10 protein-coding genes are annotated in these 14,292 nt (G+C 71.3%); 3 read left to right on the top strand and 7 right to left on the bottom strand.

Annotated features, from left to right (window positions below):
- Positions 1-83: 83 nt before the first annotated feature.
- On the bottom strand, positions 84-746 hold the full coding sequence (locus EER30_RS22895) for an FAD-dependent oxidoreductase (protein WP_240670246.1): 663 nt from the start codon (positions 744-746) through the stop codon (positions 84-86).
- A gap of 175 nt (positions 747-921) precedes the next feature.
- Between EER30_RS22895 and EER30_RS22890 the strand changes: the two genes are divergently transcribed.
- The gene (locus EER30_RS22890; protein WP_127502564.1) at positions 922-1,653 is read left to right on the top strand and encodes a hypothetical protein; all 732 of its coding nucleotides are present in this window, start codon (positions 922-924) and stop codon (positions 1,651-1,653) included.
- Positions 1,654-1,718: 65 nt separating this feature from the next.
- Here EER30_RS22890 and EER30_RS22885 read toward each other — a convergent pair whose 3' ends face one another.
- Positions 1,719-3,809: a glycoside hydrolase family 99 protein gene (locus EER30_RS22885; RefSeq protein WP_127502563.1), complete on the bottom strand. Its 2,091-nt coding sequence runs from the start codon at positions 3,807-3,809 to the stop codon at positions 1,719-1,721.
- Positions 3,810-4,169: 360 nt separating this feature from the next.
- Here EER30_RS22885 and EER30_RS22880 point away from each other — a divergent pair, with 360 nt between their 5' ends.
- The gene (locus EER30_RS22880; protein ID WP_127502562.1) at positions 4,170-8,159 is read left to right on the top strand and encodes an AAA family ATPase; all 3,990 of its coding nucleotides are present in this window, start codon (positions 4,170-4,172) and stop codon (positions 8,157-8,159) included.
- Here EER30_RS22880 and EER30_RS22875 read toward each other — a convergent pair.
- From EER30_RS22875 to EER30_RS22865, 4 genes are all read right to left on the bottom strand, one after another.
- A complete protein-coding gene (locus EER30_RS22875; RefSeq protein ID WP_127502561.1) occupies positions 8,149-8,793 on the bottom strand; it encodes a DUF2182 domain-containing protein in 645 nt (214 codons plus the stop codon). The genes EER30_RS22880 and EER30_RS22875 overlap by 11 nt on opposite strands.
- On the bottom strand, positions 8,790-11,375 hold the full coding sequence (locus tag EER30_RS22870) for an FG-GAP-like repeat-containing protein (RefSeq protein ID WP_127502560.1): 2,586 nt from the start codon (positions 11,373-11,375) through the stop codon (positions 8,790-8,792). The genes EER30_RS22875 and EER30_RS22870 overlap by 4 nt, the downstream gene beginning before the upstream one ends.
- A 300-nt stretch (positions 11,376-11,675) precedes the next feature.
- Positions 11,676-11,831, bottom strand: a complete 156-nt coding sequence (locus EER30_RS48000) for a hypothetical protein (RefSeq protein ID WP_205650370.1) — start codon at positions 11,829-11,831, stop codon at positions 11,676-11,678.
- The gene (locus EER30_RS22865; protein WP_205650369.1) at positions 11,828-12,490 is read right to left on the bottom strand and encodes a zinc-binding alcohol dehydrogenase family protein; all 663 of its coding nucleotides are present in this window, start codon (positions 12,488-12,490) and stop codon (positions 11,828-11,830) included. Before EER30_RS22865 ends, EER30_RS48000 begins: the two co-directional genes overlap by 4 nt.
- A 109-nt stretch (positions 12,491-12,599) precedes the next feature.
- Here EER30_RS22865 and EER30_RS22860 point away from each other — a divergent pair, with 109 nt between their 5' ends.
- Entirely contained in the window at positions 12,600-13,196 is a 597-nt protein-coding gene (locus tag EER30_RS22860) for a DUF998 domain-containing protein (protein WP_127502559.1), read from the top strand.
- A gap of 172 nt (positions 13,197-13,368) precedes the next feature.
- Here the strand turns inward: EER30_RS22860 and EER30_RS22855 are convergent, their stop codons facing one another.
- A complete protein-coding gene (locus EER30_RS22855) occupies positions 13,369-14,292 on the bottom strand; it encodes an ABC transporter substrate-binding protein (protein WP_127502558.1) in 924 nt (307 codons plus the stop codon).

The raw sequence follows: 14,292 nt of genomic DNA, 5'->3' as shown, positions 1-14,292 counted from the left end.
CGGGTCGAACTCGGCTGCGACCCGGGCGGCTGCGGCAGCCGGGTCGGTGAAGTCGATGCCGGCGACCCAGTCGGCGGGCCGGTTCAGTTCGACGTACGTATGCAGGATGTCGCCCGCCTCCCGGTGCGCGAGGATCCCTGCCCGGGCGTGAGCGCGAACATCGAGCCCCGCCCGACCGCTGCCGCCGTGGCCGGGTGGCGCGCGTCGACGTCGTACAGGTAGGTCTCGACGAAGACCGTGCCTACGTATTCGGGCTTGACGTCGGACAGCAGCGGGCGGACCTTCGACCAGGCCCCGTCGGCGCCGACGAGCAGGTTCGTGGCTACGGTCGACCCGTCGGTGAACGTGATCCGGCCCGGCGAGGCGGCGGAGACCTTCTTGCCCCACTGCACGGTTCCGGTGGGCAGCGACTCGATCAGGATCCGGCGCAGCTCGCCGCGGAGCACCTCGGGTCGTCGTCCGGTGCCGTCGTCGGCCTCGTCGAGCAGCACCGTGCCGTGCGGGTCGAGCGCCCGGGTCGCCTCGGCCCCCTCGTGGATGATCGCGTGGAACTCGTCGGTGAGCCGGGCCGCCTCGAGGGCGCGCTGCCCGTTGTGCTCGTGGATGTCGAGCTGCCCGCCCTGCGTACGTGCCTGGGCCGACGGCTCTGCCTCGTAGACGGTCGAGGCGATGCCGTGAACGTGCAGAACCCGCGCCAGGGTGAGGCCCCCGAGCCCCGCGCCGACGATCGTGACCGGTGTTGTCATGTGCTTTCCTTCCCGAGAGCTGCTGGAACGCCGTTCCAGAACCAGTATGGAACGGCGTTCCAGAAGCGTCAAGCGAAAGGCGGGCGACGACGGCTCGGCAGTTGATCTACAGTGACGGCCGTCGTTCGAGTGGCGGGGGAGCAAGATGCGGGTACGGCGGATGGTCGGGGCGGGTGTGGCGGTGCTGCTGGCGGCGTCGGGAGCCGCGTGCGCGAACAGTGCGGTCGATGCAAGTCCGACTCCTCGCCCGCCCGCTTCGATCCCGGCCGATCCCGCCGCGGCGTTCGCGGCGGCCAAGGCGCTGTTCGGCCGGGAATCGGTCAAGGTCGCACTTGTCGCCGGGGATCCGGCGTTCAACTACACGGGCGTGGTGGAATCGGGCACGAATAATTGGGAGGTCAAGGGGGACGGGTTCGTCGTCCGGCGGATCGGGCCGAAGTTCTACGTACAAGGCGGCGCTGAATGGGCCCGCCAAGACTTCTCCCTGACGCCGGCCGCCGTTGACCATCTCGCCGCGGGCGGTTGGGTACATTCGGCGGCACCGGAGCATGGGTATTCCAGCACGGTTCTCGCCGACGGTTTCCCCTGGAACCTGTCCGGCTCCGTGACCCGGGCCACCGGGTTCACCAAGACCGGGGACCGCTCGTTCGAAGGGCGGATGCCGGGTAGGAGCAGCAACAACCCGGTCAGTACACAGCCGCCCCGGCAGTACGAGATCCGCGTCGAGCTTGATGAGCAGGGACGCTTCGCGGCGATCAGGTTCGAGCCCCTCCCGAAGGCACCTGGGCAGTCGTTCGCGTATACGTTCTCGGAATACGGGCTCCAGGCAAAGATCGCGGCGCCCCCGGCCGAGGACGTGCTCGAGACGCCCTACTCCGGTTTCCTCGACCTCTTGCTGCCCACCTGACCCAGCTCGTCTACCTGGTGCACCGGCCGGCGCGAAGCACCTCACGCCGGCCGGGCAACCTTGAGTCAGGTCGAGTAGACCTCCAGGGCAGAGAGCTGCCCGGCCGGCCAGCCGGTGTTGGCGGTGACGGTGACGCGGACGTAGCGGGCCTGCGCGGCGGTGCCGGTCACGGTGACGGTGTTGCCTGAGGCGGGGTCGAAGACTCGGGCGGCCGCGGCGGACAAGGTCGTGAACGAAGAGCCGTTGGTGCTGGTGGCGACGGACAGGGTCTGGGTTCGGGCGCCCCAGCCGGGTGGGAGCTTCAGGACCACGCGGCTGACGGCGGCGGTTGTTCCCAGGTCCACCTGCGCCCACTGGGGGAAGGCGTTGTTCGTGCTCTCCCAGTACGAGCCGGCGTCGCCGTCGACGGTGTTGCCGGGGCCGTAGGACTGGGTGAAACCGCTCGAGGACGTCGGCTTGCCTCGGGCGAGGTCTCCCGAAACCGGCGGCGGGGGCGTGCTGTCGCCGTACGCCTGGATCTGGGAAAGCTGGGCGGCCGGCCAGCCGGTGTTGGCGGCGAAGCTCAGCCGGACGTACCGGACCGCCGCGCCCGAGAGCGTGACGTTGACCGTGTTGCCCGAGGCGGGGTCGAAGACGTAGCCCGTCGCGGCGGTGAGGGTGGTGAAGGTGGTGCCGTTGGTGCTGCCCTGCACGGTGATGTTCTGCGTACGGCGTTCCCAGCCGGGCGGCAGCCGCAGCGCGAGACGGTTCACGGCATAGGCGCCGCCGAGGTCGACCTGGAACCATTGCGGCAGCGCGCCGCTGCTCTCCCAGTACGACGACGTGCTGGCGTCGACCGCGTTGGCCGTCGGGTAGGGGCCGTTGGTGCTGCTCGCGCTGGTGGACTTGCCGGCCGCGAGGTCGCCGGTCGGGGGCGGAGGCGTGCCGGTCGTCGGCTGCGTCGGGCGTACGGCGGTCAGGGCGATCTGGCCCTTGAGCATCTTGCCGCCGTCCTGGGTGATGCGCAGGTAGTAGTCGGCCGAGCAGAACGTGCCGTCCTCGTCGAGCGCCCGGATGCCGCTGCCGGCCGGCGTGGAGGCGGCCGTCTCGGAGGTCTTGGCGATCTGGTTGCCCTCGTTGAACTCGTCGAACATGGACACGTAGAGACCGGCCGACCCCAGTTTGATCATGTTGTAGAGGCTGCGCCAGTAGTAGTCGCCGTGCCGGCGGGCGCCCATCGACAGGTCACCGGGCAGCACGCAGGGCTGGTAGTCGATGCCGTACGCGTCGCACTCGGCCTTGTCGGGGGTGTTGACGTTGGCGAGGTAGTCGTCGAGGCCTTGCAGGGTCTGGGTGCGGCCGACCATCCACGGGGAGATCATGTTGAAGGCGCGGTAGACGTCGATGAACCCCGCGCGGCTGTCGTCGACGCCGCGCCGCCAGTGGGTGGGCACACCACCGATCACGTAGCAGCCCTGCGCCTTGAACCAGTTGACGACGTCGAGGCACGGGCCGGGCGTGAACGGGCGGCCCTCGTCGCTGAAGCCGAAACCCCAGATGCAGACGACGGGTTTGCCGTTCTGGCGCGCGTAGGCCGGTGACGACGTGTGCGCGGCCATCTTCGCCGTCCAGTCCGCTTTGATCTCGGACTGCATGGCCGTCCAGCTCGTGACGTCGTACATGATGTAGAACTTGCGGCCGGTCGCCTCGGCCGCCGTGCGCACCTTGACCGCCATCGCGTCGCGGGTCGGGCCCTCGTCGCCCATCGGGTTGAACCGTTGCAGCGCCGCGGTGTCGATGCCGTAGTCGCGCATCCACTGGAAGTGCGTGTCGACGGTCTGCTGGTCGTAGGAGGAGAACAGCGTCGCCGGCCGCCCGTCACCGAGATTCCCGTACGCCGTGGGGTAGGCGTGGGTGAAGTCGCGCATGTCGGGCCAGGACACGATCGTGGTGTTGCTGGGCGACGGCGGCTGGAAGCGGTCGCGGCTCCAGTGCCACCAGCCGCCGATCGGCGCGCCGTCGCCGGGGCAGGCGAACCAGCCCTGATAGCCGACGGTGATCTTGCCGACGACGTCGCCCGGCGGGGACGCGGCGTGGGCGGGGGAGAGGTCGGTGAGCAGGGCCGCGGCCGAGCCGAAGGCCGCTGTGGACAGCAGTGTTCGTCGGGTGACGGGCATGGGGGACTCCTGTCGATCCGGGGGCGGGGAAGTGGGGAACGGATCGACGGTCATCGTGACAGCCGTATTCACAGGAACGCAATAGTTGGACCGAAGCTTGAAATATCGCGTACATCAGATGGAAATCCGGGGCAACCGTGATCAGCCTGTTACTTTAAGTGAACTGCGGGGCTTGCGGATCTTGCACGTTCAGTGAGGATTCCGTATGAAGTCGCAGGTCAATGGCGTGCTGTGCCAACACTGTGGTTACGCGTTGTGATCGTGACCCACGCCTCCCTACCCTGATCGATGGCTACAGTGGGTGACGGCTGGGGGGCCGTGATGGGAGGATTTCCGGGGCCCAAGAGGGACCCGTGGACGGTGTCGTTGCACGCCGGGCCGGCCGATCCGGGGGGACGACCGGCCGGCGACAGGCCGCTCGGCTGCGGCGTGCTCATCGACGCGTGGCGGGTGCTGACCTGTCTGAGCGTCGTGCTCGACCGTTTCGGCGGGCGGGCCGACGATCTGTGGGTCGCGTTCCCGAAGGCGGGCGTGCCCTGGACCGTACGACGGCAGGTCGTGTCGGTGCGCGCGGACGTCGCCGCCGACGTGGCCGTGCTCGTGCTCGGCGAGCCCGCCCCGGACGGCGTACGGCCCGCGCCTCTGTCCGCACCGGACGCGGCCGACCTGGTCGGCGAACCGTGGTGGGCGTTCGGTTTCCCGCCGGACACGGCCTTCGGCGCCGACGGCCACGGACGGGTCGGAGCGGCCCTGTCGTACGGCTGGGTGCGGCTCGAGGCCGACAGCGTCGACGACGGGTTCGTGGGCGCGGCCGTCTGGTCCCCGCGCTTCCAGGCGGTCGTCGCCGTGATCGGGCGCGTGCAGGTCGTCGGCGGCCGCGCCGGCGAGGTCACCGCCCTGACCGTCGGGCAGGCCATGAGCGCCCTGCCCGAGGAGTGCCTGCACGACCTGGCCGGCTGGTCGGCCGCCGACGCCGGCGAGTCCGCGCTCGCCGCCTGGGGATGGTCGCTCGAGTCGGACGCCGAGGCGCACCGGCACTGGCTGCCCAGAGCCCGCGGCGTCGCCGTCGATTCCGAGGCGGGCTACCGGTTCCGGGGGCGGCGCGCGGCCCTGTCCACAGTCGTCGAGTGGCTGCGGCGGCCCGCCGTGGACGATCGGGTGCTGGTCGTGACCGGCTCGCCCGGCGTCGGCAAGTCGGCCGTGCTCGGACGGGTGGTCACGACGGCCGACCCCGCGTTCCGGGCGCTGCTGCCGGGCGGCGACGACGCGGTGAAGGCCGACGTCGGCTCGGTCGCCTGTGCGGTGCACGTCAAGGGCAAGACCGCCCTGGACGTGGCCGTCGAGATCGCGCGGGCGGCCGCGGTGCGCCTGCCGCAGACCCCGGAGGAACTCGCCCCGACGTTACGCCGGCGCCTGGCGGACCGGCGTACGTCGCGTTTCCACCTCGTCGTGGACGCGCTCGACGAGGCGGTCAGCCCCGAACAGGCCCAGCGGATCGTCGAGGACATCGTGCTGCCGATCGTGCGCACCTGCGGCTCGGTCGGCGCGCAGGTCGTCGTCGGCACCCGCCGCAGCGACGACGGCGGCGACCTGCTGCGCCTGTTCGGGGCCGACTGCGAGGTGGTCGACCTCGACGGCGAACGCTACTTCGAGGTCGAGGACCTCACCGCGTACGCCTGGGCGACCTTGCAGCTGACCGGGGCGGAACGCGTGGGTAGTCCGTATCGGGCCGATCACGTGGCCGGGCCGGTCGCCGCGCGGATCGCCGAACTGGCCGACCGTAACTTCCTGGTCGCCGGGCTGACCGCGCGCCGGCACGGCCTGCACGACCACGTCGCCGTGCGGCCCGAGGATCTCGCCTTCTCGCCCGACGTCGACGCGGCCCTGGAGGCGTACGTCGGCCGGCTGCCCGACGGCCGGCTGCCCGCCCGGACGGCGTTGACCGCGCTCGCCTACGCGCAGGCGCCCGGCCTGTCACTGGAGTTGTGGCAGAGCGTCCTCGAAGGGTTCGGGGTGCACGTCGAGCAGGACGCGCTGGCCGGTTTCGCGCGGTCGTCGGCGGCGAACTTCCTGGTCGAGTCGAGCGGGGAGCGGCGATTCCGGCTGTTTCACCAGGCGCTCGACGACGCGCTGCTGCGTGAGCGGCGGCACGCCGGGGCGACCGTCAACGACCAGCGGGTGATCACCGATCGGCTCGTCAAACACGGCCGGGCCCGCGGCTGGGAGAACGCCGACCCCTACCTGCTGCGCTCGCTGGCCGAACACGCGGTCGCCGCCGGGCTCATCGACGACCTGCTGCTCGACGACGAATACCTGCTCTACGCCGACCTGCTGAGGCTGGTCCCGCCGGCCGACTACGCCCGCACGATCCTAGGACAGCAACGCGCCCGGCTGCTGCGGCTGACTCCGCGAGCCGCGTCGGCCAGCCCGTCGGAACGCGCCGCCCAGTTCAGCGTGACCTCCGTGCTCGAAGGGCTCGACGCCCGGGTGGCGGTCAACCGGCGGGCTCCCTACCGGGCGATGTGGGCGTCGGTGCAGAAGCGCCGCGAATGGGCGGTGCTCGACGGGCACGTCGGCGGCACCGGGGCGGTCTGCGAGTTCGAGTCCCGCGACGGCGAGCGGCTGCTGGCCAGCGGCGGCTCCGACGGCACGGTGCGAACCTGGGATCCGAGCACGGGTCAGCAGCTCAAGGTCATGCTGGCCGGCTCCGAGGTGGTGGCACTTCAGCCCGTACGAATGGACGGCCGCACCCTTGTCGCGTCGGCCGGAGCGGACGGGACCGTGCACCTGTGGGACCCGGGCAGCGGTCAGTCCCGCCGCAGCGTGCGGTGCGAGCCGGGCCAGATCCGCGCGGTGATGCCGGCGTTCGTGCCCGGCGAGGAGGGCTTCGGCGTGGTCTGCGCCGACGGCGTGTTGACGAGCTGGGACCCGCCTCGCCGCCGCATGGTCCACACAGGGAAGGTGGCGGTGGCGCGGCCCTGCGGCCCTGACCGGGTGGTGAGCGCGGGCACCGACGGGACGCTGCAGTACTGGCAGGCCGGCGCGCCCGAACCGGGCTGGGTGGCGGCCGCGCACAGCCGGCCGATCACGGCGTTGTGCCTGCTGCCGGCCGGTCTCGTGGTCAGCGGCAGCCTCGACGGCACGATACGCGTCGGCGACACGGCCACGGGCGCGGCGCTGCTGACGATCGATGTCGGCGACCCCGTGCGGGCGCTGTGCCCGATGACCCGCCGCGGCGCGCTGCTGCTGGCGACGGCGGGCGACGACGGGGTCGTGCGGCTCTGGGACGCCCGCACCGGGCAACTGCTGCGGGCGGTGGTGACGCACGGCGGGCCGATCCGCGACGTGTGCGCGGTCGAGGTGCAGGGGCGGCTGCTGATCGCGACGGTCGGCGAGGCAGCCGTACGGCTGTGGGACCCGGATCTGACCTCCGGGCCGCGCGCGGGGGCGGCGTCCACGTCGGTCACGGCCCTGGCCGCGGTGTGGCAGGGGAAGAAAGACCTGATCGCCACCGCGTACGGCAACGGGACGGTGCAGCTGCTGAACGCGGCCACGGGCGAGCCGGTCGACGAGCTCACCGGGCATCGCGACGCCATCACGGGGCTCGCGCCCGTGTTCGCGTACGGGAAGATTCTGCTCGCCTCGGCCGGAGCCGACGACAGCGTGGGCATCTGGAAGCTGGAGACGGCGCGGCAGCGGGCCGAGCTGCGTCCGCGCGCGGGATGGTCGACGGCGGTGTGCGCGGTGTTCCTCAACCGGCATCTGTGGATCGCCTGCGCGGGAGAAGAGGGCACCGTACGGCTGTGGGACCCGTTCACGGGCAAGCGGCGCAGGCAGGGCATGAGGTGGGGTCGCCGGGCAGCGCACCACGGGACGGTGTCGGTTCTGTTCGGGATGCCCACCCGCGACGGTCCGCGGCTGGTGACGGGCGGGTCGGACTGCACGCTGCGCGTGTGGGAGGTGGAGAGCGGGCGGCAGGAGGCGATCTTCGCGCGGCACACCGGGCGGGTGCGGGCGGCCTGCCTGCTGTCGTCGACGGCCGGGGAGATGGTCGCCTCGGGCGGCGACGATCAGGTGGTGCGGGTGTGGGACCCGTGGACCGGCCAGCAGCGCCTCGAACTGCACGGGCACACCGGCCGGATCACCGGGGTCGGCCCGGTGCGCGTCGGTGGCCGCACGCTGCTCGCCTCGGCGGGTCACGACGCGACCGTACGGATCTGGAACACCGCCACGGGCGCCTGCGAGCTCACGATCCCGGTGCACCACGAGGCGACGGCGTGCGTGTCGGTGGCGGACGAGCTGGTGGTGGGGACGACGGCGGGGGCGCTGGCGATCGCGCTCAGCCTTTGAGGCGGTAGCTCGCGTCCAGCACGAGCGCGCCGGGGCGCCAGCGCGGCGGATAGCGGGTGAGCACGACGGCGGCCGTCACCCCGATCATCCACAGGGGGTGATGGATGCCGGGCACGGCCATGATCGCCATGAGGGGGCCGCAGACGCCCAGGCAGCCCAGGCCGTGCCACAGACCGAACCTGGCCGCGCCGCGGGTAGCCCGCCAGCCGGTGGGCGGCAGGGGGATCGTGCGGTGGCAGGCCCGCATGCCGGCCCGGCGACCCGGCAGGAACAGCCACAGGGCCGCGAACAGCAGAACAGCGGTCAGCAGTACGGGTGGGGGCGGCAACGCGAAAAGCGGTATGAGCACGGCGCCGGCGGCGACCCAGACGGCCAGGTAGCCGGCCAGGAAGGTCGCCATCGCGCGTTGCCGGCGGCGGCGCAGACTGTTGACGGCGACGTGCCGCAACGCCGGAAGGACGACCGGGACCATCATCGCCACCGACATCAGCGTCCATGCGGTCAGCGTCACCCCGTGGACGTGCCCGCTCCTGGTCAGGATCGCCACCCAGGCGGCGGCCGGCAGCGCCAGCGCGAACAGGTGGGGACGGCGCCGGAGATAATCCCGCGCCGTCCCGTCGACGGGCTCTGTCACCGGTAGAACAGGCTGACGCGGCCGATGCGTACGGGGGCCTCCTGCGCGGCGATCGTCTCGGCGACCGCGGACTCGTCGATGCCGCGCGCCCTCATCGCCGACGGGTCGGCCTGCGGCTCGACGCGCACCGGGCGGAACGTGACGGCCACGCCCTGGTCGGACCACTCGCCGCGGGCCCGGCGACCGGCGACCCAGGCGGAGATGTCGAACGTGCGGCGGAAACCGTGCGGGCCGTCCTCGGCCGGGCCGCGCTCGCCCAGGTGCTCGATGCCGAAGAACGACACGTTGCCGACGTAGAACGGCGTCTCGTCCGGTGCGTCGATCGGTCGCACGAACACCTCGTACACGGTCTCGGGGGTCTGCTCGGCCTCGACGTCCTCGAGGTTGAGCAGCACCTGCTCGGACGCGGGTCCCTGACGGCGGGCCGTGACGGTGCGGGTGTCGATCGGCACCTCCACGCGGGCCGGACCGCCGGTCAGGTCGATCGCGCGGTCGGACGCGCCGACCAGCTCCGGTTCCGGCCCGTCGGCCGGTTGTGCGTCGCTCATGAACCGCTCCTGCCCACTCCGCGTGCGCGCTCTGCCGTCCTGATAGACGTAGCCGAGCTGGCCCATGGTGTCGAGCACCCCGGCGGTGGTGATCGTGACCGGGTTGCCGGCCCCGTCGTGCAGCCGCCACGACACGTCACGCCAGCCGGTCTCGCCCGGGTCGGCCCGGCCGCCGCCCTGGGCCAGCCACAGCGACCAGATCCGGTCGATGTTCGCGTGGTGCAGCCAGAAGATCGGGTCGAGGGCGGCCAGGTTCGGGTTCGACATCCAGCCGCCGATCAGCACGTGGATGTCGTTGTGCGGGGTGAACTCGAGCTCGCCGAACTGGTTGAAGAAGTGCTGCGGGGTGGTGCGGCCGCCGCCGAAACCCGGGGTGAACGCGGTTTGCGCGAGCGCGGCCGACGCGGAGGTCGAAGTCGACGGCAGCGTGGCACCGGTGTTGACGGCCGGGTTGCGGTTCGCGACGAACAGCGGATTCGGTGAACCGTCGGGCATCGTGGGCTCGCGGAACGCCGGCGGGAGCACGTTGCGGCCGGCGATCGCGTAGTTCCAGTACGGCAACGCCCAGTCGGACGGACCGCCCTGAGCCACCACCTCAGCTCGTACGATCTCCTCGAAGTAATAGAGGAAAGCGCGGTGCCAGGGCAGGAAATGCCAACTGCCGTGCTGACATTCGTTCCAGACGACGCCGACGGGTGCGGCGCCGGCGCGGCCGTGCACGGCGGCCTGATACTGCCAGCCGCGCGGATCGGTCAGCGCCCGTGCCTGCATGGCGCGCACGGCCCGGGCGTACGCGAGGGTGTAGGAGTCCCAGGGCCCGTTGGCCTGCAGATCCCAGATGTCGCGGCGCACCCGGAAGGTCCTGAACGTGCCGTCGCCGTTGTTGTGCGCGGTCCACACCCCGTCGTCCCCGAAGCCGACGATGTCGAGCCGCCGGTCGCCGGTCACGTCGGCGAGCACGCGCGGGTGCCGTTCGACGCGCCACCGGCCCGCGTCGTGGGCGAAGTTCGGGACGACCATCGTGGGCTGTGGGAACGTGCTGTTGCCGGTGTTGCGGGAGACCCAGACGCCGTCGTCGCCGAAGCCGATGATGTCGGCGCGGCGATCGCCGGTCAGGTCGGCGGCGAAGCGGGGGTGTTTCTCGACGCGCCAGGTGCCGGCGTTGTAGCCGAAGTTCGCGACGACCATCGTGGGCTGGGCGAACGTGCCGTTGCCGGTGTTGCGGGAGACCCAGACGCCGTCGTCGCCGAAGCCGACGATGTCGGGCAGGCCGTCACCGGTCGTGTCGGCCAGCAGGCGGGGGTGCCGTTCGACGCGCCAGCGGCCGGCGTTGAAGGCGAAGTTCGCGACGACCATCGTGGGCTGGGCGAACGTGCCGTTGCCGGTGTTGCGGGAGACCCAGACGCCGTCGTCGCCGAAACCGATGATGTCGGCCCGGCCGTCACCGGTCAGGTCGGCGACGAAGCGGGGGTGTTTCTCGACGCGCCACTGGCCCGCGTTGTAGCCGAAGTTCGCCACGGCCAGGGCCGGCGCGGCGAACGTGCCGTTGCCGTTGTTGCGCGAGATCCAGACGCCGTCGTCGCCGAAACCGACGATGTCGGCGCGGCGGTCACCGGTCACGTCGGCCAGGAAACGCGGGTGCCGCTCGACCCGCCAGCCACCGGCGGCGTACCCGAAGTTCGCGATGACCAGCCGCGGCTCGCCGAAATGGCCCTTGCCGTCGTTGACCGATACCCACACACCGCCGTTGCCGAAGCCGACGATGTCCGGGATGCCGTCACCGGTGATGTCGGCGAGCTCGCGGGGGTGCCGTTCGACCCGCCAGTTGCCGGCGTTGTAGGCGAAGTTGGCGACATCGAGCCGCGGGGTGTCGAAGCTGCCGTTGCCGGTGTTCGTCGAGACCCAGACGCCGTCGTCGCCGAACCCGAGAATGTCGGCCGACCCGTCGCCGGTCAGGTCGGTGACGAAGCGGGGGTGTTTCTCGACGCGCCAGGTCCCGGCGTTGTACCCGAAGTTGCTCAGCACGAATTGCATCAGGTTCCCCCTCCGCGGCGCGGATGTCCGAAGTCACCCCCAGCCTCGGCCCGGGTGGTGGGGGTGGGTGCGTGAAGTCCTTGATTAGACAGCGTTTGCCGCCGCGTTTCGGCCGGACGGATGAAACCGGCTGACCAGACGTCCAGGACCCGCGGATTCGCCCGACCCAGCCGGAACTTCAACGCGGCCGGCTTGGGGGCCGCCGCCGTGATGCCGCGTCGATATCAAGGGTCAGCGCGATTGCTCGGCCGGGGTCATGCGCGCGATGCCGTCAGAGCATCGAATGACGCGCGACGATGCTCACACGGCCGGGTCGGCGTGGTCTTCGCCGATGGCTTCGAGGCGACGGCCGACGTAGGAGGTCGGGGAGGGCCTCAGCACGGCGGCGCCGTTCACACGGCCGGCGGCCAGGTCGGACAGGGCCTGGTCGGCGGCCGACATCGGGTAAGGGGTCACGGTGAGGCGTCCCGGGCCGAGGCCGCGCCCAGGTCCAGGGCCAGGCGCTGGGCTCGAGCTGATCTGGTCAGGACGTGGACTTCGGCGCCCTGAGCTATCGCCACCTGGGCGGTGAGGTGCGCGGAGGCGCCGAAGCCGTAGATTCCCAGGCGGCCGCCGGGCGGCAGGTCGGCCAGCCGCAGCGCTCGGTAGCCGATGATCCCGGCGCACAACAGGGGCGCGAGCTCCTCGTCGGAGTAGCCGTCTGGCAGGGCGTACGCGAAGTCGGAGCGTACGGTCGTGAACTCGGCGTAGCCGCCGTCGGCGTCCCAGCCGGTGTAGCGGGAGGCCGGGCACAGATTCTCCCTGCCGCGTCCGCAGAAACGGCACGTGCCGTCGGTCTCGCGGAGCCAGGCCACTCCCACGCGATCGCCGGGTCGGAAATCGGAAACCCCGTCGCCGACCTCGGTCACGTGACCCACCACGTCGTGACCCGGCACCACCGACGCCCGGTGCACCGGCAGCTCGCCGGACGCCACATGCAGATCGGTCCGGCACACGCCGCAGGCATCCACCGCGACCAGCAGCTCACCGGCCGCGGGTCGGGGAGTCTCCATCTCGACCCGGCTCAGCGCCCGCTCGACGTCCGGGCCGGGTTGACCCACCTGCCACGCGTACATGCGTTCATCATCGTCCCGGCCCCACCGGACGGCAGCCGGAGGGAGATGAGCGCTGGGTCACCTGGGTCCTCGATACGGTGACCGATGGCGGGTCGATCATGATGGTGGGGTGAGCAGGGCGAGTTTCGGTGCGGCCCTCGGCGTCGCCGCGGGGGCGGTGACGATGTTGGTCGCGTTGGTGGTGGGGCCGCGCGGGTGGTGGGACGGATATGTCAGCGAGGCCGGCACGGGCGGGCAACCGTACGCGATCACGTACCGAAGCGGTCTTGTGCTGCTGGCCGTGGGGGTGGCTCTGCTCGGGCTGGCGCTGCGGCGGATGCGGCTCGTCAGCGCCAGCCTGGTGATCGCGGCGGTGCTGGCGGCCACCTCGGGGCTCGTCGCTTGCAGTGACACGTGTCCGCTGCCGCCCTACGAGCCGTCCACCCCGGCCGACATCGTGCACGCCACCGCCTCCGTCGTGGGCATGATCGTGCTGGCCGCAGCGATGGTCCTGATCTGGTTCACCGATCCGCGGCCGGTGATGAGACGGCTCGCGGCGGGGGCTCTCGTGCTGGTCGTGCCGCTCGGGGCCGCGTTGGGGGCGACCATGCTTTTCGTCGGCCGCAGCGACTTCGGCGCCGTCGTGGAACGCCTCGTGCTGATCGTCGCTGTGAGCTGGCTGGTGGGGGCGGGCCTGGTGAACGGGCTGGTCCGCCCGTCGAGGTGAGCCGGTCAGCCGCAGCGCGGCCAGGACCAGCACGAGGCCGATCCAGCGGCGGGGGCCGGTAGCCGTCATCCTCTTCGGGTCCTCAACGTCGCAGCGGCAGACGTCTCCTCCTATCGGCCGATCGCGACGAGAATGAGGGATGCCGCCGAGACGGCATCCCTCCAGAAACCGGTCAGAGCAGCCCGTTCTCCGTCAGCCAGCCCTTGGCGACCGCGGCCGTGTCCTGCTTGTCGACCTGCACCTTGGCCAGCGTCGCGGTCAGGTTCTCGGTGGTCAGCTTGGCCGAGACGGCGTTCAGCGCCCCGCTCACGGTCGGGTTGTTGGCCGACGTACGGATCAGCGGGATGATGTTCTCGGCCAGGTAGAGGTTCTTCGGGTCCTCGAGCACCACCAGCTTGTTCGTGGTGATCGCCGAGTCGGTGGAGAAGATGTTGCCGACGTCGATCTGGCCCTTGAGCAGCGCGTTGACGGTCAGCGGGCCACCGGCGTCGAGCGGCTTGAACTCCTTGAACTCGACCCCGTACACCTGCTTGAGTCCCTTGAGACCCTGGAAGCGTTCCTGCCACTCCGGCCCCGCGCCGATGCGCAGCTGACCGGCGACCGGCTTCAGGTCGTCGATCGTCTTGAGGTTGTGCTTGGTCGCCGTCGCCTGCGTGACGGTCAGCGTGTCCTTGTCCTCGGCGGCGGCCTGCTCGAGCACCTCGGTGCCGCCCGGCAACACCTTCTTCAGAGCAGCCAGTACGTCGGTGGGGTTGCTGACGCCCTCGGGGGCGCCCCCGGTCGACAACGCCGAGAGCAGCGCGCCGTTGTACTCGGGCAGCAGGTCGATCGAGCCGTCCTGCAGCGCCTTGAGGTAGAGCTCGCGGGCACCGATGTTGAACTGCCGCTTGACCTTCACCCCCTTGGCCTCCAGGGCCTGCGAGTAGATCTCGGCGAGCAGTTCGCTCTCGGCGAAGTTGGCCGAGCCGACCGTGATGGTGCCCGGCGCCGCGCTCCCGCCGCCGGTGTCGGTGGCGAGCGGGTCGCTGTCGGCGCCGCAGGCGGTCAGGGCGAGGGTGAGGGCTATGCCGGCGATGGCCAGACTTATCCGTGACAT

Origin of the sequence: Actinoplanes solisilvae, from assembly GCF_003999975.1 — a bacterium.
GTDB lineage: Bacteria > Actinomycetota > Actinomycetes > Mycobacteriales > Micromonosporaceae > Actinoplanes > Actinoplanes solisilvae.
This window is presented reverse-complemented; position numbering and strand designations above follow the sequence as displayed.